The organism is Aeromonas sp. s2 (assembly GCF_040907935.1).
GTDB classification, from domain to species: Bacteria; Pseudomonadota; Gammaproteobacteria; order Enterobacterales; family Aeromonadaceae; genus Aeromonas; species Aeromonas dhakensis.
The window spans coordinates 161,977-183,990 of sequence record NZ_JBFOCR010000014.1 but is presented as its reverse complement, the minus strand read 5'-3'; the positions used below and the strand labels follow the sequence as shown (position 1 = coordinate 183,990).

The following is a 22,014-nucleotide window of genomic DNA, read 5'->3' as shown; positions in this document are numbered from 1 at the left end:
TAGAATCGCCGCTTTCGATCACCATCCAACCGGCGGGAGGGGCACAATCTGGCAATGAACCTGATCCGACCCCTGCTGCTGCTCTGCCTGCTGCTGCCCCTCTGCGCCCAGGCGCTCACCCTGCACAGTCGCCCCTACCTGCAAAGCCCCCCGGCGCCCGCCAGCACGGCTGACCAGCCCTGGCTCGCCGAAATGACGGCGCTGCGAGTCGGGGTGCTGCGCCACGACTATCGCCCGTTCGCCATGATCGGGCCCGATGATCACTTCGAGGGGATCGCCGCCGACTACCTCGACATCCTGGCCAGGGCGCTGCAAAAACCGGTGAAACTGCGGGCATTCAACGACTCGCGCAGCGCGCTGGCGGCGCTGCGGGCCGGGGATCTCGACCTCGTCAACCTCGGCAACCTCAACCTCGGCACCTCCGAACAGGCGGGCATCGCCCTCAGCCGGCGCTATTTCAGCAGTGCCCCCGTCTTCTCGGCCCTCGCCGCCGAACAGGGGCCGCTGCTGCTGCCGGGCCAGCGGGTCGCCACCGTGCGAGGCTACGTGAACGAAGCCGCCTTCAAGCGCTACTACCCGGACCTGGTACTGGTCAATTACCCCTCCAACGTGGCAGCCTTCGATGCGGTCTTCTTCGGCCACGAGCCGCTGCTGCTAAGCGACCCCCACTCCCTGCACTACCTCAACAGCGAGCGCTTCGACAAGATCCGCCAGCGCAGCCAGGCGCAGCCCGCCATCGCGGCAGACGGCTTTCGCTTCGCGGTGTCGGCCGCTCACCCCGGCTTGCTGGCCCTGCTCGACCAGACCCTGGAGGGGGTAAGCGACGTCACCCGCAGCCTCATCTTCAACCAGTGGAACGGCCCCATCCGCGACATCATCGAGCGCCCCGGCGATCTCTACAGCCGCGAGGAGCGCGCCTGGCTCGCCAGCGCCGGCCCGGTGAAGGTGTGGCTGATGGACGACCTCTACCCCTACGGGGTGCGCGACTACGACAACCAGCTCACCGGCATGTCGGTGGAGATGCTGGAGAAGATCAGCAAGCGCTCCGGCCTGCGCTTCGAGTTCGTCAGTTACGGCTCGGAGCAGGCGCGCAAGGAGGCCCTGCTCAGGGGGGCGCTGGATCTCATCGGTGCCATCTCCCGCCCGGTGGCCGAGGGTTACCGGCTGCGCCCCTCCCTGCCCTACGCCACCGATGACATCTATGTGCTGGTGGCCCGCAAGGGGGATTCCTTAAGCGGCGATCTGGCACAGCTCGCCGGCAAGCGGGTGGGCAGCACCATCTACAACCCCATCGCCAGAGGGCTTGGCGACAGCCAGGTGAGTTTTCTGGAGAGCGCCGACGAGGCGATGGAGGCGGTCAACGAGGGGCGTCTCGATGCCGCCATCGTGCCGCTCTATTTTGCCCAGCATGCGGTGGAGGGGGGCAGGCTTCAGCAGATCCGCATCGCCGGCCCCGCCGACGACCAGCCCATCCGGATGGGCTTTGCAGGCCTCTCCGCCAACCGGATGCTGATGGACATCATCGACAAGACCATCCTCTCCATCGCTCCCAATGAGCTGGCGATGATGAGCTACCAGTGGCGCAACCGCAAACTGCCGGCCCCCACCTTCATGGAGCGCAACGCCCCCTACTTCTACCTGCTGCTGGCGGGGCTGTGCGCCGTCGCCCTGCTGCTGTTTTACCGCAACCGCATGCTCAACCGGCTGGCCCGCTCGGAGCAGGCCTCCCGCCGCCAGCTGGAGGAGCACGTGCGCTTCATCGAGGCGCTCGGCGAGAGCCTGCCCCACCCCATAGTGGTGCGCGACAAGGGGGGCAAGGTGATCCTCTGCAACAGCAAGTACCTGGCCACCCTCAACGCCCCCATCGAGCGGGTGCTCGGCACCTCGTTTGCCGAGGGGCTCAAGGGGCTGCTCGGCGCCGAGGCCATCGCCGCCCTGGAGCAGGATTTTCAGCAGGTGCTGCGAAGCGGCAGCCCGATACTGTCGGATCGCATCTTCAGCCAGCGCGGTCCGCGCCAGTTCGTCTACCACTGGATGGTGCCCTACTTTGACTACCGCGGCGCCATCAGCGGGGTGATCAACGGCTGGATCGACATCACCGAACGCAAGACCATGGAGGAGGCGCTGCGCCGCGCCAAGGAGCAGGCCGACCGCGCCAGCCGGGCAAAGAGCGACTTTCTGGCCACCATGAGCCACGAGATCCGCACCCCCATGAACGCCATTCTCGGCATGCTGGAGCTGGCGAGCCAGGATCCCGCCCTCGCCCGCCACACCGGCGAGCAGCTGCGCATCGCCTCCGAATCCGCCAACGGCCTGCTCGATCTCATCGGCGACGTGCTGGACATCTCCAGCATCGAATCGGGCCAGCTGACGCTCGCCCCCGAGCCGTGCGAGCTGGCGCCGCTGCTCCACTCGGTGGCCCGCGCCTGCAAGGGGATGGCCCAGCAGAAGGGGCTTGGCTACCGGGTCGAGCTGCCCCCCCTGCCGCGGGTGCTCATCGACCCGCTGCGCCTGCGCCAGATCGTCTTCAACCTGCTCGGCAACGCCATCAAGTTCACCGAGCGGGGGGAGGTGAGCCTGCAGGCCAGCCTCACGGGGAGCGCGGAGCAGCCGCTGCTGCACCTCATCATCCGCGACAGCGGGGTGGGCATCGCCCCCGACAAGCTGCCCGGGCTGTTCAGCCCCTTCTACCGCGCCCACGACCCGTACCAGTTCGCCGGCACGGGGCTTGGCCTCAACATCGCCCGCATGCTGTGCCAGCTGATGGGGGGCAAGATAGCGGTCAGCAGCGAGCTTGGCAGCGGCACCGAGCTCAGGATCCGGCTGCCCCTCACCCCGCTGGCCGCCCCCCATGAGCCCCTCGACGCCGCTTCGCCGCCGGCTGGGCCACTGCTTGTGCCCTCCCCCCGGCCGCTCGCGCCAACCCGGCTGCGGGTGCTGGTGGTGGACGACAACCACGCCAACCAGGTGCTGCTGCGCCAGCAGCTCAAGCACCTGGGCCACGAGGTGTGCGTGCGCGGCAACGGCGCCGAGGCGCTGCAGGCCAGCCAGAGCCAGCCCTTCGATCTCGTCATCACCGACTGCCAGATGCCGCTGATGGATGGCTTCGAGCTGACCCGCCGCCTGCGCGCCCGCGGCCACACCCAGCCTATCTGGGGCTTTACCGCCCACGCCACAGCGCGCGAGCGGGAACTCTGCCTGGCCGCCGGCATGGACGACTGCCTCTACAAGCCCATCGGCCTGGCCCGGCTGCGCACCGCCCTGGCCAGCCTCGAGCAGACCAATGCCGGCGCCCTGAGCCCGGTCTGATTATCTGGGCCGGATGGCGCGGGGCAGTGCTCCAACCTTATCCGCTCCAGCCGTGTCTACCCCAGTCCTGCCAGCCCGATCTCTGTCACACCCTCGCATGCTCACGCCAGCCCTCCGCGCCTTCGGACTGGAGTCTGCCAGCGGCAGGGTGTGTAATAGCCGTTTGTTTTCAGCAGGCGCGCACATCATGCAACTCAAACCCCTTCTCAAGGGGCGCTTTCAGCCCCACTGGCAAGCCGGCCACGATCTCATCGAACAGGTGGTCAGCTCCTGCATCACGGAGAGGCGCCTGATCCCCGAGGGGGAGCCCCTGATGCGTCAGGGGGAGCTATTGCGGGATCTGGTGCTGGTCAAGAGCGGCCGCATCGCCATGGGCCACACCGCCATGAATGGCCGCCGCTTTCAGCTCGGCACCCTGGAGTGCGACCACCAGCTGTTTGGCGAGATGGAGTTCTTCACCGGCTACCGCTGCCAGCTCGACATCATCGCCGAGGAGCCGCTGGAAGTGGCCCGCATCGACGGCGAGCAGCTGGAACAGGCGCTGGTCGCCTACCCCAAGGTGGCACTCTTCTTTGCCACCGCCATTGCCATCGACTATCAGGACACGGTGGATATCTTCACCTGCCGCATGCTCTACCCCATCAGCTACAACATCGCCCTCGACCTCTATCACAGCCACTGCCACCACAACCCGGTGAGCGGCTTTCGCAAGGGGTATCAGGAGGCGGAACGTTTCGGCACCACGGACAGGGTCTACCGGCGGGCGGTGAAAGAGCTGATGGACAAAGGATGGGTGGAGCGCGGTGAGGAGGGGTTGCAGATCCGCGATCTGGCTGGGCTCAAGGCTTTTCTGGAGCAACCATAAGTCGCGGGCATCAGTCGCCGCCTGAACAGCAACAAGTGGAACAGCAACAAAAAAAGGGGCGGTTTATACCGCCCCTCTTGCTGTTTACGCCCCCGCTCAGGCGAGACAGGGCTGCGGCCGGGCCATGCGCAGCGACGCCACCAGCATGGCGAGGATCACACCGTAGATGAGCGGGATGGCGTACATCACCGCCTGCAGGCCGATCACCTGCTCGAACAGGGCGCTGATGGCCGGGCTGAACATGGCCCCCGCGCTGCCGCTGATGAGGATGTAGGAGACGTTCTTGCTCGATGCCTGCCGCACAAACGACACCCCGTAGGCGATAAAGGCGTTGTAGAGGGCCGCGCAGACAAAGCCGTAACCGTAGGTGAGGTAGGGCAACTGGCTCAGGTTGTCGGTGGTGACGATAAGCGCCGTCATCCCCATCGCCAGCGTGATGATCACCAAGAGGAAGGTGCGGATCGCAATGCGGGTCACGATGGCGGTCGAGACCAGCGCACCGAGCAGGGCCGCCGTCCAGTACTGGGTGATGATATTGCCCGCCTCCTCGAAGGGGATGCCGAACTTGTTCTTCACGAACATGGGCGCCCAGGTGAGGAAGGTGTAGAGCGCCAGCATGCCCAGAAAAAGCCCCAACCCGCCGCTGATGATGCCAAGGTTCCACTCCGAGTGCTCGTTGCCGGCGCTCTCGCCGCCCGCCTCGCAACTGCGAAAGTTGGTCAGCACCGCCACCAGCATGGTCGCCAGCGCCACCACGCCCACCGCCAGATAGCTCCAGCTCCACGCCATGGCGTGAGTCAGGGTGTAGGTAGTGATAAGCGGGAAGACCACCCCGGCCACGTTGAAGGTGGCATCCTGCACCACCAGCATGGTGCTCTGCATCCGCGCCTGCCAGACGCTCACCACCAGGGTCCCCGCAATGCAGAGCCCCACCCCGCCGCACAGGCCGATCACCGTCATGGCCGCCATCACCACATAGAGCGAGCCGGTCAGATGGAGCGCGGCCGCCGCCAGCGCGATCAGGCCGTAGCAGATCAGTGTCATCCGCTTGAGCCCCACCTTCTCGATGAGGAAGAAGGCGGCAATGGTCCCCGCCAGCGCCCCGCCGTTGAGCAGGGAGAAGATGGAGGCCACCTGATTGACGTCGGCGCCAAACTTGGCGGCGATGGGATCGATCAGCATGCCGAACTGGGTCGCAAAACCGGCCATCACGAAGTTGGCCAGGAAGCTGATGGCAGTGAGGGAGAGCTTATTGTTCATATTGGATCTCTCATAGGGTCAGGGTGCGTGCAGGGTTGGGCGGGCTGCGGCGCTTACAGCGCGGTGTGCAGCGCCAGCTCGATCATCTGGTTGAAGGAGAGTTGCCGCTCCTCGGCAGTAGTCTCTTCACCGGTCAGGCAGTGGTCGGAGACCGTCAGGATGGCGAGCGCCTCGATCCCCTGCTGATGGGCCAGCCCGTAGAGACCGGCCACCTCCATGTCGATGCCGAGCACGCCAAACTTCTCCAGCGCCGGAATGAGGTTTTCGTCCGGATCGTAATAGAGGTCGCCGGTGAAGATATTGCCCACCTTGACCGGAATGGCCTTCTCCTGCGCCTTGGTAAACGCCTTGTGCAGCAGGGCGAAGTCGGCCGAGGTGGCCATCTGGTAACCGGCGCTGCGCTTGGCGTTGGTCGGGGAGTCGGTGCCCGCCGCCTGTGCCAGAATGACGTCACGCATCTGCACGTGGTGCTGGGTCGCCCCCAAACTGCCGATGCGGATGATCCGCTTGACCCCGAAGTCGTTCACCAGCTCGTGGGCGTAGAGCACCATGGAGGGGATCCCCATGCCGTGGCCCATCACCGAGATGCGCTGGCCGTTGTAGTAGCCGGTATAGCCCAGCATGTTGCGCACATTGGTCACCTCGCGCGCATCGGTCAGAAAGGTCTCGGCGATATAGCGGGCCCGCAGCGGGTCCCCCGGCATGATGACGGTCTCGGCGAAATCGCCCGGGTTGGCATTGATATGAGCGGTCATTGTTGTTGTGCTCCAGTTTGACTCGTGTGGATGAGGGCATCCTAGCCCCCGCCCAGCCGCCCCTTGCAGGACAAAAGTCCTGTTGCCCCGATCGAGATCCCAGTTCCGACAACTTCTCCGAGGCCACCCCAGCTTGCCCCCCTTCACCGCCGCTTATCTGCCTCCGCACAACCCAACCCAGCCCTACCCTGTCCTTGCGTCACCCGTTCAGCGATAACCCCTGCGCCCCAAAATAGCGCGGGGGGCCATCAGGCCCCCCGCAAACACACCCGACAAGAAAACCCCTTACTTGGCGGCGCTATCCTTCACGCACTTCTGGACAAAGCTGTTCTTGGCCGCGCCCGCCAGCTTCTTGTCGGCCGCCGCCTTCTCGCACTTGGCCGCCGGATCCATCGCCGCGCCCGTCTTCACGCACTTCTGGATAAAGCTGTTCTTGGCCGCGCCGGCCAGCTTCTTGTCGGCGGCCGCCTTCTCGCATTCGCCGCTCACAGCGCCGGCGGCATCTTTCACGCACTTGCCGACAAAGCTGGTCTTGGCGGCGCCCGCCAGTTTTTTGGCCGCGGCCTGCGCCTCGCACTGCAACTGAGCAGCGTCGTTGGCAAAGACCGGATTGGCCAGCAACACGCTGCCGCAGAGCAGGCCGAACAGGATGGCAATACGCTTCATATGACGTTCCTTATTGTGATGTGTTGGCATGGTGACCTGTTTGCATGGTGATGGTTTGCAAATAGCTGTGATTGCAACAGCTGATTGTTGCCGCAGATCCCCCGCCTCGCCAGCAAGGGCCACGGAGCACAGGGCACCATTGCCGCACTATAGCGCCGATTGGCTAAGCGAGATTCTCCCCGACCAGCTCCGCCTCAACAGCAAGTCAGCCCCCTCTTCCCCACGACATTCGCCAACACCAATAAAATCAAGGGCCATGGGAATCCAGTACCCGGTCAGTGCGATTTGTTGAGCCAGCGCATAAAACGCAGATATTCCTGATAGTTACGTCAACTTTTGACTGGTGAGACCAGATTCGATTGGCTTAACATAGCCATCCGGTGCCTATTGTTGCGATGGGCTGCTGCCCTCGCTGGTCAATTGAGCATATTGGAAGCTGTAATCCACGGGCGGTAGCATATTTTTGATGGAAGTAGAGCTCGCTCAAAAAGTTATACTACTCAATCCCTACCTAAAAATAAGAATCATATACTTCGATAAACATTATCAATTTCAATTTTAAGCAAGCTTATAAAACAATTACCCCCCCTTATTTATACATCAACAGTATTCAAACAGGAGTTACAATGCTTAATTCAATGAGGCTTAGAAATCTGAGAAGCTTCCCAAATGAACAGGATGTAGATTATATAGATTTAAAACCTATCACTGTCTTGGTAGGTAAGAATAGTAGTGGAAAGAGCAGTTTCATAAGAACACTACCTTTACTTAGGCAGTCTGTTGAAGCAAAAACTACTGGCCCCATTTTATGGTATGGATCATATGTTGACTTTGGTGCTTATTCAGAAGTAATAAAAAACGATTGCCAAGAAGATGTTATATTCTTTGATTTTAAAATTGATTTTAAACCTTCATCAAGAAGACATCGGAATTTATTTGATTATTATCACTACAATATAATAATGAGTGATGAAAGTGTCATTCCGGCTTGTGTTGAGTTAGGAGTTTCACATCTTAAAAATGAAACTGTCGCAAAAAAAGTAAAAATAAAAATTGAAGATCTCGAGTTCAATATTGAATTTGAGGGGAAAGATAAATGCACTTTAACGATAAAAGATGAGGATTCATTAACCTTTGACAAACTCAGTTCATCCATAAATAACAATTTCATCCCGAGACTAGGTTCAATCGAAAAATTCGAGCGAAATGTTGGTGGAACAAATATGAAATTGATGAAGTTCAATGATTCATATATAAGTGAGGTTATTATAAGCACTTATATAAATAAAATAAGAAATTTCTTTCATCGCAACACACAAGACGACACCATAATAAATGGAATACGCAGAATTGGAATATGTAAAAGAAGCGAGATTGAGAGCCGTCTTCTATTTATTTTTTCCGACAACAAAAGATTTAAAGAAAATTTAAAGGATCACCGATACAAACAAAAAATAAGAAATCTTTTTTTTAATGTATCTATGTTCAATTCTCTGAATGAAATAATAGAATGCATAAATTTGGAGCTCGAAAGTTCTTTTAGAAGTGTACGATATATTGCTCCACTTAGAGCAACTGCAGAAAGATACTACCGACATCAAGATCTACAAGTTGATGAAATAGACCATACAGGCTCTAATCTAGCAATGCTATTAAAGTCACTTTCTGACATAGAAAAGAAAAATTTCTCAAATTGGACATTGGAACATTTTGGTTTTTCTGTTAGAGCTGATGAACAAGGCCTTCATTATGCAATAATGATTAAAACAGATAGCGACAATAAAGAATATAATATCAATGATATGGGCTTTGGTTTCTCTCAAATTCTACCAATCGTTGCGTCAATATGGGTGGAAATTTTCAGTAAGAAGACACCTAGAGATTCGAATAAAAATATGGTGTTCGCAATTGAACAACCTGAATTACACTTACACCCAGAGTATCAAGCTAGATTAGCTATTTTGTTTGCAAAAGTCGTCAACTTTGCTTCAAAAAACAAGATAAATATAAAAATAATTTTTGAAACTCATAGCAAAACAATGATTGATGCCTTAGGCGATTGCATAGAAGATGGCATCACGTCACATGAAAATATCAATATTGTAGTTTTCAATAAAGATACTAACAATAATACCAGAGCCCATTTTTCTAATTTTTCAGAAGAGGGATTTCTAGTTTCTTGGCCAACTGGTTTTTTTGCTGGCAGGTAATAAAATGTTGATTGAAATAATTAATTTAGACATTTCAGCCATCAATAAAAATGATGACAAAAAAATATCATCAATAAACCACTTAATGCATTCTCATGGTTATAGGCACCATATAGTTGTTGCATCAAAAAAAACTATGCGAGAGCTTCTAGCCTCTGAATATCTTTATGACTTATCTAGGACCTATGCTTCCGAAATATATGAATCATTAGGTGAATATAGAAGCTATCTTACTAATGTTAAATTTATTTTAAGAGTAGATTTCAGTTATGACGGCGAACCGGTATTCTCCATCTCACCAAGCAATATTAATGTGATGAGTGTTAGTTATACATATTTCTCAGATCACACTAATTTATGTTCAGCAAAGATGTTGGCCGAAGACATGTCTGATTATGAGTTTTATAGCGAAGTCGCTCGTTCCAATATAAATGGAACCATGTTGAACTTGCCATTCAAACTTGATTTTCGACATGGTGGTGGCAGCCAAATAAAAAATAACTTCATATATCTTAAAAATAATAACTCTGTATGCTTATGTATAGTTGATACAGATAAAAAACATCCGAAGGGAAAGGAAGGCTCAACTTCCTCTTCTTTTTCAACAGCAGAAAGAGTTTTTAATTGTTCTGCATATGCAAAAATACTAGATGTTCATGAGATAGAAAGCTTTATCCCTGAATCTATAATGGAAGACGTAATTTCGAAAGAAGCCAACAATCAAGATCGAGTTGATTCATTAGATATGTTAGCAAGACTCAATGAGATTGATAGTAGAGTGAGGCAATACTTCGATCATAAAAATGGTCTCACACTAAAAACAGCCATCAACTTAGACCGTACTCATGGTGATTTTTGGCTTCCAATTTTAGGTAATTTACCCGAATTTGCAGATAAAGAATGTTTAACAAATAAATTATGTACTGAATGTGGCGCCTGTCCAAAAATCTTTGGATATGGCGATAACATCCTTAGCAAGTCTGTCGAGCAGTTAAAAATAATGACCCCAAGAAAGATTGCAGAACATGTATCCCCTCAGTTAAATGAATGCTGGTCAGACATAAAAGATTATGTTATTTCATGGGGGTGTCATCCAATAGGAAGAGTCTCAAGAAGCTAGGAAAAATAAAAAAGTCCCTCAACAGAGGGATTTTTATCCCAAAGCACTCTTCTCCTCCAACATCCTCCAAAATAAGTAAGCAGAAAATAAAGGGGAGATAATTTATGTGTATAGCACTACTTATCACCTACCTCCCCCTTCAACCAATACTCCCTTTCAACCCCCACCCCGGCTACAAAGTCGGGATCGTGGGAGACCAGCAGCAGGGTGCCCGGATAGTCGGCCAACACCTGAATAAGCAGCTGGCGCGAGGGGTGATCCAGATGGTTGTCCGGCTCGTCCAGCAGCAACAGGTCGGGCTGTTGCGCCAGCACCATCAGCAGACCCAGTTTTAGCCGCTCGCCACCGCTCAGCCCATGGCAGGGCGCCAGGGCGCGATCGCCGCGCAGTGCTATGCCCGCCAGCCGGGTTCTTGCGTCACGCTCGCAGAGTGTCGGCGCCGCTGCCAGCAGATTGGCCAGCGGACTGAGGTCTCGCGCGATCAGGCTGAGCCCCTGATCGAGACAGGCCAGCCGGCCATTGATGCGAAAGCTGCCCGCCTCGGGCGCCAGCTCCCCGCGCAGCATCTGCAGCAGGCTCGACTTGCCGCTGCCGTTGCCACCGGCCAAGAGACAGCGAGCCCCCCGTTGCAGCACCAGATCTACCTGCTGATCATGCCAGCGTGTGTGGCGCGCCGCCGTGATCACCAGCGGCTGGGCCGCCCCCTTGCGATCGCTTTTCGCCGGCCACTGCATGACAAGCGGCTGCACCGCCGCCAGCGCGGCTGCCGCTTCCGCGCGCGCCTCCAGCTGGGCACAGTGGCCCCGCTGGTGGCGATCCAGCACCTTGCCAAGGGATTTGCCCGCCTGCTCCGCTTTGAAATCGAGCAGGATCTTGGCCTGGGAGCCGCGCTCGCGCCGCCCCTGACTGGCCCGCCTGGCCGCCTGTTCGCGCACCTTTTGCACGCTGCGCGCCGCCGCCTTTTCACGGCGCTCCGCCTGCGCCAGCCGGGCGCTGCGGGCAGCCTGCAGCTCAGCCTGCTGCGCCAAAAACACCTCAAACGAGAGGCTGGCACTCTGCAGCCCCTGCTCCCCCAGCTCCAGAATCTGGCTCCCCTGATTGAGCAGGCGCCGGTCGTGGCTTACCAGCAGATAGCCACCACTGTGGCTGGCCAATCGCTGGCTCAGCCACGCGATGCCACTGGCATCCAGATGGTTGTCCGGCTCGTCGAGCAGCAGAAAGTGAGCAGATCTCGCAAACAGCGCCAGCAGGCGCAAACGGGTGAGCTGGCCGCCGCTCAGGGTGCTGACCGGGGCATGGGCATCGAGTCTGAGGCCCGCCTCTGCCAGCAGGTCGGCAAGATCGCTGCGCAGGTTCCAGCGATCAGCCAGCTGCTCGAAATCGTCCAGGGCGCAGCTCCCCTGCTCGATGCGCTCAAGGGCTCGCAGCGGCTCGCCCCAGCCGATCACGTCGGCCACATTGGCTCCGTCGTCATGAGCCTGCGCGGGCGCAAACTGGGACAACCAGCTGATGGGGGTCAGCCACTCGATCTTGCCAGAAGCCGCACGGCGCTGGCCCGCCAGCAGTTCGAGCAGCAGGCTCTTGCCGATGCCATTGCGGCCGATCAGGGTGCAGCCCGCAGCGGGCAAAGTGAAGGTAAGGGGCACAGTGCAGGCGCCGAAGGGCAGCTGCAAAGCGTTGATATGACATGCGATATGGGTCATCTGAACTCCTGTGGGCCAATGCGGGAGCCGCAGGCCAAGAGCCAAGCCAAATGACAGGGACACGTGTCCACAAATGGAAAAAAACAGAGGAATCAGCATCAACCTGTCACGGAAAGACGCACCCGATCTCCCTGGTGGGAGAGGAATCAAAAGCGGGGTGCGGACAGGTTAAATGCGCATCGGAGGAAGTACTCGTATATCAAAGGAGCCAAGAGGCTAACCCGACGTATGCGGGCAGGTCAACCGCCATGACCGGGTTCACGCAGCTATGCCGCTGAATTTTCACCCACAAAAAGCCTCGTATGAAAACCAGTCGAGAGAGGCAATTCAATACCCATATGGAGCACAATTGATGACTGACTTGATCTAGACTGTGCGCTCTTTTTTATTCGGGACTCGACAATATGAAACGCGCTTTCTTCGCCGCTCTGACCATGCTGGCTGCACCTGCCATGGCCGAACAGACCATTGCCCACCACTTCGCCACACTGGAATATCAGCAGATCATCGCTGGCTGCCAGATGTATCGCCTCAATACCCCGCAAGGCGCAACACTGCTGTTCGGACACAACTTCAATGACACCGGCGTCAATGCGGAAGGAGGCGTCTCTGCCGGCACCATGGATCTCTACTCCTACATGTATTCGGACCCGAAATATCGCAGCTACTCCCTGCGGGGCACCAATAATCTCTATCAGCCCTCCACCAGCGACTCTTATACCTTTATGACCCTTTCCGTCGGGGCCGGCAGATCACCCGACAACTTCATGTTGTCCCAGCGCAAGAACATCGAACGGGCGACCTCTTACTCCAGCGGCGATACCCAGCTCTCGATGCATTTCTATGACGGACAGGATCAGCCGAAATATGACAAGGCGATGCCGAAATATCTCTCGCTGTGCGGCAGCAATATTGCCTCCTTCGACTCATTGACCAGCCTTAGACTGCGCATCGCCAGCTCCACCATCAAGGTGCAGTACCCAAGATTCAACCAGCCTGCCGGGATCAAGGCCAGCAATGATCTGGTCAGCGAAGTCCAGCTCGCCTGGAGCAATGCCGACAACAGCGCCATCACGACCCGTCAGCTTAAATACACCCGCATCTCCCGCGCCGAGAAACTCGACAAGCCGCAAGATCAGAAATTTGTCGAGCTGGCCAAACTCGGTATCAACGACGACCGCTATATCGACATCAATGGCGACCAGAATCCTCTGATCCCGGGCAAGGAGTATGTCTATCAGGTGCAGTACTGCGACGGTTACGACTTCTGCGAAGCGAGCCCTCAGGTGATTGGCAAAGCCAATTAAGCAGCACGCTATCGAAGCAATAAAAATCCCCCGCGCTCGGGGGATTTTTATTTCCTGTTTATCCTGTTTGGCGAGTCACTATCTGCGCCGGTGCTCGCTATCAGCGGTTCTTGAGCGCCTCTACCCTGGCGATCAGAATGGCCATAAAGCCGGAGATGATGATCAGCCCGATACTGACAGGCAGCACAGAGACGGCGTAAGGAACAACAATTGCGCCACCGACCAGAGAATCCGAGAAGATGCTCAAGGGCAGCGGCAACAAGATTAACAGTGCGATATAAACCAGCACCCTGGCGATGGCCAGAGGGGTTTTAAGGGATTGCGTTACGACTCTTCGGTACGGCCACATGATGGTTTGCTCCCTGATCCGTTATTATCCGGCCATCGGCCGCCAACCCTGAGCAGGGTGCCGACCTTGTTCGTCCATGATGGCTTCATGCAGCACCCTGATTAACAGCCACCGAGCGGCTGGTCAAGGGACTCCCTATCGGCGGCCTTTTCCCACGATTTTTATTCTTCTGTGCGCCGCCACTATGGCGGAGAAAACCTGCAACAAACCGGCGCTGCACCACAGCAACCTCTGACAAGTGTTTCTATATCAGCAGCTTGTTGATTGCCTGCCATTCGGGGGCTTGTAGCAGCCCCCACTCTGGGATAGCCCCTGGGAGCGTTCAGGTAGAAGGCGCGGGATCCGCCGCGGCCAGCAGCGCAGTGCCGTAGGAGTTGTCTATGGTGCAGCGCCACTGCCCCTCGGCTTCTTTGCGAAACACATAGGTGGCGCGGCGGGTTTCCTCAGTCAAGCTCCCCTGGCCATCGGGGTAATTGAGCCGGGTCTCCATGATCACCAGGGCATTGTCGGCCCCCTCGATCACCTCCATAGCGCCCTGCTCCACCTTGAGTTGCCCCTGAAAGTAATCCGAGATGGCAGTGAAGGCGCGGCGGATGGCGGGAATGCCGCGCACCACCATGTCGGGCTTGACCACCAGGGCGGCGTCCTCGGCATAGAAGGCCATCAGGGCGTCGAAATCGCGACGGGAGATGGCGGCGTCGCAGGTCTCGATAAGAGTTCGAAGGGGATGCTGACTCATCTTCACTCCTTATAGGGGGCGGCTTGCCCGCCCTGTCATGGATAGAAAGCAACGGATAGAAAAATCCCCCGAGGTCGGGGGATTGGCAATCAACTTAACCGAGCAGGAAGGCCCTTAGCGGGGCAAACTCCGCCGGCAGATTGTGGGACAAGAGCGGCAGCACGGCATGCTTGGCAAGGGGCCCGGGCAGCGGTACGTCCAGCCTCAGGATCTCGTCCACCGACTCCTTGAACTTGGCCGGATGAGCGGTGCAGAGGAACACCCCCACTTCGTCCTCGGCCAGCTGTTCGCCCAGCAGATCCCAGGCAATGGCGCCGTGGGGCTCGCACAGGTAATCCAGCTGGTGCAGGCGTTTGAGCGCATCACGGGTCTGGGCATCGTCACGCATGCCTGACCCCAGGGTCTCCAGCGCCCAGCCTTTGCGACGGCACAGCTCTTCCACCCTAGGCCAGTTGTTGGGGCGGCTCACGTCCATGGCGTTCGACAGGGTCGCCACTGTCTGGTGTGGATCCCACTGACCGGTTTTCAGGTAGCGCGGCACGGTGTCGTTGGCGTTGGTGGCGGCGATAAAGCGCTTCACCGGCAGCCCCAGCGCTTTGGCGATAAGGCCTGCGGTGAGGTTGCCAAAGTTGCCGGACGGCACGCTGATGACCGCCTTGGCGCGCTGGGCTTTCGGCAGCTGGGCCAGCGCCTCGAAGTAGTAGCAAACCTGGGCCAGCAAGCGGCTGATGTTGATGGAGTTGGCGGAGTTCAGGCCAATGGCCTTTTTCAGCTCTTCGTCATCGAAGGACTGCTTCACCAGCGCCTGGCAGGCATCGAAGTCGCCGTCGATGGCGATGGTGCGGATGTTGCCCCCCAGGGTGCAGAACAGCGCCTCCTGCAGCGGGCTTATCTTGCCCTTGGGGTAGAGGATCACCACCTCGATCCCCTCCAGCCCGTAGAAGGCGTGGGCCACGGCGGCGCCGGTGTCGCCGGAGGTGGCGGTGAGGATAGTGATCTTGTCGTTGGTTCTAAAGGCCGCGAGGCACTGAGCCATAAAGCGGCCGCCGAAGTCCTTGAACGCCAGGGTCGGGCCGTGGAACAGCTCGAGGGCATAGGTACCATCTTTGAGTTTCACCAGCGGCGCCGGGAAGGTGAAGGCGGCCTTGACCAGCTCGTGTACCTGAGGCGCGGCCACCTCGTCCCCCAGCAGGTGGCTGAGGATGCGGGCGGAGCGCTCCACCAGCGGCAGATCCAGCAGGGCATCCACATCGGCCAGCGGCTCGAGCCGCTCGGGGAAAAACAGACCCTGCTCGCGGCCCAGACCCTGACGCACCGCCTGGGCGAAGCTCACCTGTTCACTCTTGTCCTTGATATTGTAAAGATTCATAGCTCGCTTCCTGTTACCCGTGCCCCGGCCATGTCGAGTTTGCAAACCCGGGCAAATCCATCTTCGTTCTGCACGAAATGTGCGTCCATCCAATCTTTCATCCGCTCGGCCTGAGCCAGATCCTTCATCACCACGAACACGCTGGGACCGGAGCCCGAGATGCCGGTGGCCAGCGCCCCGTTCTGGGCGGCCTGGGCCCGCACTTCGGCAAAGCCTTCAATCAGCGCCGCGCGATAAGGCTCGGCAATCACGTCTTTGAGTACGCTCGCCGCCAACCCCTCCTGCCCGGTGTAGCTGGCGTGCACGAAGGCGGCCAGCCGGCGGCCATAGGTGAGGCAATCCTGGCGGCGATACTGGGCCGGCAGAATGGCGCGGGCGGCAGCGGTGGAGACCACTGTGCCCGGGTAGCAGACCACCCAGTACCACTCGTCAAACACCGGAATGCCCTGGCTGATGACGCCGTGCTCTTCCAGCACCAGCTGCATGCCCCCCAGATAGCAGGGGGCGACGTTGTCGTAGTGGACGGAGCCGGAGATCTTGCCTTCCATCTCCCCCATCAGCAGCAGCAGGTCGTGTTCATTGAGGGGGGCGCCGTGAAAGGCGTTGAGGCCTTCGAGTGCCGCCACCACGCTGCAGGCGCTGGAACCCAGGCCCGAGCCCACCGGCAGGTTCTTCTCCAGCACCATTTCGAGCGGCTTGAGACCAAGGCCCCGCTTCTCCAGCGCCTCGCCATAGGCGAGCCAGCAGTCATGGAGGATGTTCTTTTTCGGGTCAGCCGGCAACTTGTGGGCGTAACGGCCCACGGAGGAGAGGGCAAACGGCACATCGGCGGCCTTGACCTGGACGCGATCCCCGAGCAGGGAACCATCCACGGGGGCGAGCGCCGCCCCCAGTACATCGAATCCCACGCTCAGGTTGGCGCTGGAGGCGGGGGCATAGGCCACCACGCTGCTGCTCTGGTACATGTCTGAACTCATGCTTACAACTCCTGCTTCCAGTTCTGGGTGCGCAGCACGTCGGCAAAGACGCCCGCGGCGGTCACTTCGGTGCCGGCGCCATAGCCGCGCAGCACCAGCGGGATCGGCTGGTAGTAGGTAGAGAAGAAGGCGAGCGCGTTCTCCCCGTCTTTGACCTTGAACAGCGGCTCGTCGGCGCCGACCGCCTTGATGGCGACCTTGCACTTGCCACCCTCGATGGAACCCACGTAGCGCAGCACCTTGCCCTGAGCTTGCGCAGCCGCAAACTGGTCGCGGAACCAGCCGTCAGCCTCCGGCAGGCGAGCCATAAAGGCTTCCACGTCGCCACTCACATCAAAGCCGGGTGGCAGCGCCTGCTCCACCTCCACATCGGAGAGCTCCAGCGCCATGCCGGCCTCGCGAGCCAGAATGAGCAGCTTGCGGGCCACGTCCATGCCGTTGAGATCGTCGCGCGGATCCGGCTCGGTAAAGCCGTTGCCACGAGCAATCTTGGTGGCATCGGAGAAGGCCATCCCCTCGTCCAGCTTGCCGAAGATAAAGGAGAGTGAACCGGACAGCACACCGTCGAAGGCGCGCAGCTTGTCGCCGGCCTTGATCAGGTTCTGCAGGTTCTCGATGACCGGCAGGCCGGCGCCCACGTTGGTCTCGTACAGGAACTTGCGACGGGTCTGACGAGCAGTGCGGCGCAGCGCCTTGTAGTAATCGAGCGAGCCGGTGTTGGCCTTCTTGTTCGGGGTGACCACGTGGAAACCGGCGGCGAGGAAGTCGGCGTACTGGACGGCGATGGCCTCGCTGGAGGTGCAATCGACGATCACCGGGTTGATGAGGTGACTCTCTTCCACCAGCTTCTTCACCGCCTCCAGGCTGAAGCTGTCACGGGCTTCCACCAGCTGTTCACGCCAGTTGGCGAGGTTCAGGCCATCCTTGTTGACCGCCATCTGGCGGCTGTTGGCGATGCCCACTACCCGCAGGCCGGTGCCCTGCTCGGCCAATACCGGCTGCTGGCGGGCAATCTGATCCACCAGGGCCGCGCCGACACCTCCGACACCGACCACGAACAAGTCGATGAACTGCTGGCTGCCGAAGAAGTTCTGGTGGCAGGCCTTGATGGCTTCGGCCACCTTGCGATCCCGCACCACCGCCGAGATGGAACGCTCGCTCGAGCCCTGGGCAATGGCGACGATGTTGATGGAGGCCTGAGCCAGCGAGGTGAAGAAGCGGGCCGCCATCCCCTTTGAGGTGCGCATGCCGTCACCGATGAGGGAGATGATGGCGAGATCCTGCATGATCTCGAGCGGATCCAGCAGCTGATTCTTGAATTCCAGCTCGAACTCGCGCTCCAGCACCTTGCGGGTCTTGTCGCAGTCGTAGCTGTGGATACAGAAGCTGACGCTGTACTCGGAGGATGACTGGGTGATGAGGACGATGCTGACCCCGGCGCGGGAGACGGCGGAGAAGATGCGGCCAGCCATGCCCACCATGCCCTTCATGCCGGGGCCGGATACGTTGAACATGCACATGCCGGAGAGATCCGAGATGGCCTTCACCTTCAGGTCGTCATCCCCCTGCTCGACGCCGATGAGGGTGCCCGGCCCTTGCGGGTTGAAGCTGTTCTTGATGAGGCAGGGAATGTGGAACTGGGCCACCGGCGCGATGGTTTTCGGGTGCAGTACCTTGGCACCGAAGTAGGAGAGCTCCATCGCCTCCTTGTAGGAGAGGGTTTTCAGTAAGTAAGCGTCCGGTACCAGGCGCGGGTCGCAGTTGTAGCAGCCCTCGACATCGGTCCAGATCTCGCAGCACTCGGCATCGACGCAGGCGGCCAAGACGGCTGCGCTGTAATCCGACCCGTTACGGCCCAGCAGCACGGTCTCCCCCTTGTCGCTGCCACCGGTAAAGCCCGGCATCAGGTAAAGGCAGTCGCTACGCAACCCCTTGGCGGCGAAGCGCAGGCGGGAGGCTTCGATGTCGACGTGAGCTTCGAGGTAGCCGCCGTCGGTCACCAGCAGCTCTTCTGGCACAATGAGGTCCAGTTCGAGGCCGCGTACCCGCAGCAGTTCGTGCATGAAGGCGATGGAGAGGTTCTCGCCCCGGCTCAGGATGCGGGCCTGCACGTTGTCCGGGCAGAGCCCCAGCAGGCGGATGCCCTGCATCAGCCGCTCCACCTGATCCAGTTCGCTGGTGAGACGGGCCTGCAGCGCCTTGTCATCCAGCGCCGGATAGGCTGCCTTCAAGCCGGCCAGCAGGCGGGAGAAGATACCGTTGATTTCAAACAGGGTGCTGCTGGCATCCATGCCGCGGCTGGTCTGCTCTACCAGGGCCACCAGGTGGTTGGTCACCTTGGCCGGTGCCGACAGCACCAGAGCAACCTGGGATTGGCCGTGGGTATTCACCGCGATATCGGCGACCCGTAAAAAACGCTCTGCATCGGCCAGTGACGACCCGCCAAACTTCAACACTCTCATCGCTATCTCCCTGTATTCCCTGCAAATTGATCCGCTAATCGGTCTGAAAACTGTCTGAAAACAACCCAACAAAAAAGGCCCGTACTGGGTGGGTACGGGCCTTTTTCTGATTTCTGTGCTTGTTCGTCAGCGCATCAACCGGCCCCAGTGCCACCTGTGGTGGTACCGGTAATAATGGTGGTGGTGATGACGCTGGTGAATAACTGCATGACGAACACTCTTGAACGAAGCTGGCTTTTAGCAATACCGCGCCGGGCGCCGGGCTGTCAACCTAAACCTCTTTGCCAAGTTTGCGGGCAAGGTCTTTGCAAAGCAGATGGAGCATGTTCAAATCCCGCTGCGGCAGCATGGGCACCCGGTCCATCACCCACTGATGCAGTTTTTCATCCTGCGAAACACCGAGATCACCAAGAATTTCTGCTGTTTTACTTTTCAGTACCCGAACCTGTCCGACGTTATCAATATTTTCTGCTAGCACCTCGGGCTCATCGAGCAACTGGCTCAGCTCGTAGGCGTACAGCATGATCGCCTGGCCCAGGTTCAGGGACGGGTAGCTCACCTTGAGCGGCAGATAGCTGATGAGATCGACCTGGGCCAGTTGCTCGTTGGAGAGCCCCGACTCCTCGCAACCAAACACGATGGCCACCTTCTCAAGGGAAGGCTTGGCCTTGATCTGGTCACGGATCTCGGCCGGAGTGAGGTAGTGCTGGTAACGGCCGCGCTGGCGGGCAGTGGTGGCCACCACCAGATCCATGTCGGCCAGCGCCTCCTCCAGGGTGTCGAACGCCTCGGCCTGGGTCAGGATCTCCTGCGCTCCATGGGCCACCCAGCTCGCCTCCTCCTCTTCGTGCACCCGGCTGGCCACCAGTCGCATGGCATCAAAGCCCATGGTTTTCATGGCGCGGGCGGCGGCGCCCACGTTGGCAGGGCGGGCGGGGGCCACCAGCACAAAATAGAGTTTCATCGGGTCTTCTCCTGGGCAGGGCCGAACGTGCAAACCACAGCGGAACGTCGGCAAAACAGGGGCGCAATCTACCGTTTTCACCCGAAAATTGCCACTTGAACAGACGTTTGAATGTTGCCATAGTGGCCAGGAATGTGGACAAATTGCAGCCAATCCCAGGCGCCATCGGCCCGACAGATCACAAGGAAGAGAGAGATGCAGCAGCCATTGGAACAGGCCGTCGCCGAGACGATTCTGCAACGCTTCGAGTCGTTTTACAGCCGGTTTCTCGAAATCACCCAGGGCAGCAAGAGCCGTTTTGAAAACAGCGACTGGCTGGGGGTGCAGCTGGCGGGGCGCGAGCGCATCCGCCTCTATGACCACCACGTGGGGGCGACGGCCGGCTCCATCCGCCAGATGATGGGAGAACACCACGCCACCCAGGAGCTGCTCAAGCGGGTCAAGGGGGCCTTCAGCGACCTGCTGCCCAAGTGCGAGAACTTCGAGGTGGCGGAATCCTTCTTCAACTCCGTCTACCGCCGCATCTTTCGCCATCGCAACATCCGCGACGAGAACCTCTACATCCACCCCTTCGTCAGCCGCGGTGACAAGCCCGATCTGAGCGCATTGCTGCGCATCTATCGCACCGATCTCGCCCACCTGCCGCAGACTCTGAGCCAGCTGCTCGGGGATTACAGCTTCACCCTGCCCTATGAGGACAAACAGCGGGATATTGTCGATATCCATCGTCATCTTGCCGAGAACGGCCCGCATATTCTGCACGATGAGCCTTTCGCCATCGAACTATTGAGAGAGGTCTTCTACCGCAACAAGGGGGCCTATCTGGTGGGGCTGATCCGGGCAAGGGAGCAGGTCTTTCCCTTCATCCTGCCCCTGCTCAGCACCGGCCAGAGCATCTATGTGGATACCGTCATCTTCGAGCCGGATCTCGCCTCCATCGTGTTTGGCTTCGCCCGCGCCTATTTCATGGTCTATGCCCCGGTGCCGGCACTGTTCGTCGCCTTCTTGCGCCAGATCATGCCCCACAAGCCGGACTACGAGATCTACAACGCCATCGGCTGCCAGAAGCACGGCAAGACCGAGCTCTATCGCCACTATCAGCACCATCTGGCCCAGAGTCGCGAGCAGTTCGTCATCGCGCCGGGCATCAAGGGAATGGTGATGAGCGTGTTCACCTTCCCCTCCTACGACGTGGTGTTCAAGGTGATAAAAGATGAGTTCACCCCCCCCAAGGACGTGAGCCACGAGCAGGTGAAGGCGAAGTACCGGTTGGTAAAGCAGCACGACCGGGTGGGCCGCATGGCCGATACCCAGGAGTTCACCAACTTCGAGTTTCCCCTCGATCGCATCTCGCCGGAGCTGCTGGCCGAACTCAAGGCGGTGGCCCCCTCGGCGCTCACCATCACCGCCGACAAGCTGGTGATCAAGCACCTCTACACAGAGCGCAAGATGATCCCGCTCAACCTCTATCTGGACAAGGCGGACGAGCAGCAGACCCGGCTCGCGCTGGAGGAGTACGGCAACGCCATCAAGCAGCTGGCGGCGGCCAATATCTTCCCGGGGGACATGCTGTTCAAGAACTTCGGGGTCACCCGCCACGGCCGGGTAGTGTTCTACGACTATGACGAGATCTGCTACATGACGGAGTGCAACTTCCGCCAGATCCCGCCACCGCGCTACCCCGAGGACGAGTGGAGCGCCGAGCCCTGGTATTCGGTCGCCCCCAACGACATCTTCCCCGAAGAGTTCGCCACCTTCCTGCTGCAAAAGCCGCAGGTGCGCGAGATCATGCTGGCGCTGCACAAAGAGATGTTCGACGCCAACTACTGGAAGATGCTGCAGAGCAACATCAAGGAGGGGGTGTTCGAGGATGTCTATCCCTACCGGCGCAAGAAGCGTTTCAAGTTCCAGCGCGGCGGCTAATCGATCCGCGCCCGTTGCAAAAGGGAGTGCAAATAG

Annotated in this window: 16 protein-coding genes and 1 other annotated feature; of the genes, 6 read left to right on the top strand and 10 right to left on the bottom strand. The window is 58.6% G+C overall.

What is annotated here, in order from left to right:
- Positions 1-54: 54 nt before the first annotated feature.
- Together AB5Y81_RS11660 and AB5Y81_RS11655 are read left to right on the top strand one after the other, a co-directional pair.
- Entirely contained in the window at positions 55-3,309 is a 3,255-nt protein-coding gene (locus AB5Y81_RS11660) for a transporter substrate-binding domain-containing protein (RefSeq protein ID WP_279485491.1), read from the top strand.
- 187 nt (positions 3,310-3,496) lie between these two features.
- Positions 3,497-4,174: a Crp/Fnr family transcriptional regulator gene (locus AB5Y81_RS11655; protein WP_279485490.1), complete on the top strand. Its 678-nt coding sequence runs from the start codon at positions 3,497-3,499 to the stop codon at positions 4,172-4,174.
- Between the two features lie 96 nt (positions 4,175-4,270).
- Here the strand turns inward: AB5Y81_RS11655 and tsgA are convergent, their stop codons facing one another.
- The 3 genes from tsgA to AB5Y81_RS11640 all read right to left on the bottom strand — a co-directional run bounded on the left by tsgA (position 4,271) and on the right by AB5Y81_RS11640 (position 6,855).
- On the bottom strand, positions 4,271-5,434 hold the full coding sequence (gene tsgA / locus AB5Y81_RS11650) for an MFS transporter TsgA (RefSeq protein ID WP_042051188.1): 1,164 nt from the start codon (positions 5,432-5,434) through the stop codon (positions 4,271-4,273).
- A 53-nt stretch (positions 5,435-5,487) separates the two neighbouring features.
- Positions 5,488-6,189 carry a purine-nucleoside phosphorylase gene (deoD, locus tag AB5Y81_RS11645; RefSeq protein ID WP_279485489.1) on the bottom strand — a complete coding sequence of 234 codons (702 nt, stop codon included), beginning with the start codon at positions 6,187-6,189 and terminating at the stop codon, positions 5,488-5,490.
- 285 nt (positions 6,190-6,474) lie between these two features.
- On the bottom strand, positions 6,475-6,855 hold the full coding sequence (locus tag AB5Y81_RS11640; protein WP_065016927.1) for a hypothetical protein: 381 nt from the start codon (positions 6,853-6,855) through the stop codon (positions 6,475-6,477).
- Between the two features lie 626 nt (positions 6,856-7,481).
- Between AB5Y81_RS11640 and AB5Y81_RS11635 the strand changes: the two genes are divergently transcribed.
- Both AB5Y81_RS11635 and AB5Y81_RS11630 read left to right on the top strand, forming a co-directional pair.
- Positions 7,482-9,065, top strand: coding sequence for an AAA family ATPase (locus AB5Y81_RS11635; RefSeq protein ID WP_368146670.1), 1,584 nt, complete (start codon positions 7,482-7,484; stop codon positions 9,063-9,065).
- Positions 9,066-9,069: 4 nt separating this feature from the next.
- The gene (locus AB5Y81_RS11630; RefSeq protein WP_368146668.1) at positions 9,070-10,185 is read left to right on the top strand and encodes a hypothetical protein; all 1,116 of its coding nucleotides are present in this window, start codon (positions 9,070-9,072) and stop codon (positions 10,183-10,185) included.
- Positions 10,186-10,301: 116 nt separating this feature from the next.
- Here the strand turns inward: AB5Y81_RS11630 and AB5Y81_RS11625 are convergent, their stop codons facing one another.
- Positions 10,302-11,888, bottom strand: coding sequence for an ATP-binding cassette domain-containing protein (locus AB5Y81_RS11625; RefSeq protein ID WP_279485485.1), 1,587 nt, complete (start codon positions 11,886-11,888; stop codon positions 10,302-10,304).
- A gap of 404 nt (positions 11,889-12,292) precedes the next feature.
- On the opposite strand from AB5Y81_RS11625, the gene AB5Y81_RS11620 reads away from it, so the two are divergent.
- Positions 12,293-13,195, top strand: a complete 903-nt coding sequence (locus tag AB5Y81_RS11620) for a hypothetical protein (protein WP_279485484.1) — start codon at positions 12,293-12,295, stop codon at positions 13,193-13,195.
- A 100-nt stretch (positions 13,196-13,295) separates the two neighbouring features.
- Here AB5Y81_RS11620 and AB5Y81_RS11615 read toward each other — a convergent pair whose 3' ends face one another.
- The 6 genes from AB5Y81_RS11615 to AB5Y81_RS11590 all read right to left on the bottom strand — a co-directional run bounded on the left by AB5Y81_RS11615 (position 13,296) and on the right by AB5Y81_RS11590 (position 20,055).
- Positions 13,296-13,544 (bottom strand): hypothetical protein, encoded by a 249-nt coding sequence (locus AB5Y81_RS11615; protein WP_126881392.1) that lies wholly within the window; start codon positions 13,542-13,544, stop codon positions 13,296-13,298.
- A gap of 322 nt (positions 13,545-13,866) precedes the next feature.
- Entirely contained in the window at positions 13,867-14,283 is a 417-nt protein-coding gene (locus tag AB5Y81_RS11610; RefSeq protein WP_279485483.1) for a nuclear transport factor 2 family protein, read from the bottom strand.
- A gap of 94 nt (positions 14,284-14,377) precedes the next feature.
- Positions 14,378-15,652, bottom strand: a complete 1,275-nt coding sequence (gene thrC, locus AB5Y81_RS11605; protein WP_279485482.1) for a threonine synthase — start codon at positions 15,650-15,652, stop codon at positions 14,378-14,380.
- On the bottom strand, positions 15,649-16,629 hold the full coding sequence (gene thrB / locus AB5Y81_RS11600; protein ID WP_005303083.1) for a homoserine kinase: 981 nt from the start codon (positions 16,627-16,629) through the stop codon (positions 15,649-15,651). The genes thrC and thrB overlap by 4 nt, the downstream gene beginning before the upstream one ends.
- 2 nt (positions 16,630-16,631) lie before the next feature.
- A complete protein-coding gene (gene thrA / locus AB5Y81_RS11595) occupies positions 16,632-19,091 on the bottom strand; it encodes a bifunctional aspartate kinase/homoserine dehydrogenase I (RefSeq protein WP_065016921.1) in 2,460 nt (819 codons plus the stop codon).
- 68 nt (positions 19,092-19,159) lie between these two features.
- Positions 19,160-19,290, bottom strand: a sequence feature (Thr leader region).
- Between the two features lie 72 nt (positions 19,291-19,362).
- Entirely contained in the window at positions 19,363-20,055 is a 693-nt protein-coding gene (locus tag AB5Y81_RS11590; RefSeq protein WP_017765731.1) for a tRNA/rRNA methyltransferase, read from the bottom strand.
- A 195-nt stretch (positions 20,056-20,250) separates the two neighbouring features.
- Here AB5Y81_RS11590 and aceK point away from each other — a divergent pair, with 195 nt between their 5' ends.
- Complete coding sequence (gene aceK / locus AB5Y81_RS11585) at positions 20,251-21,978, top strand: bifunctional isocitrate dehydrogenase kinase/phosphatase (RefSeq protein ID WP_279485481.1); 1,728 nt, start codon at positions 20,251-20,253, stop codon at positions 21,976-21,978.
- Positions 21,979-22,014: the final 36 nt, after the last annotated feature.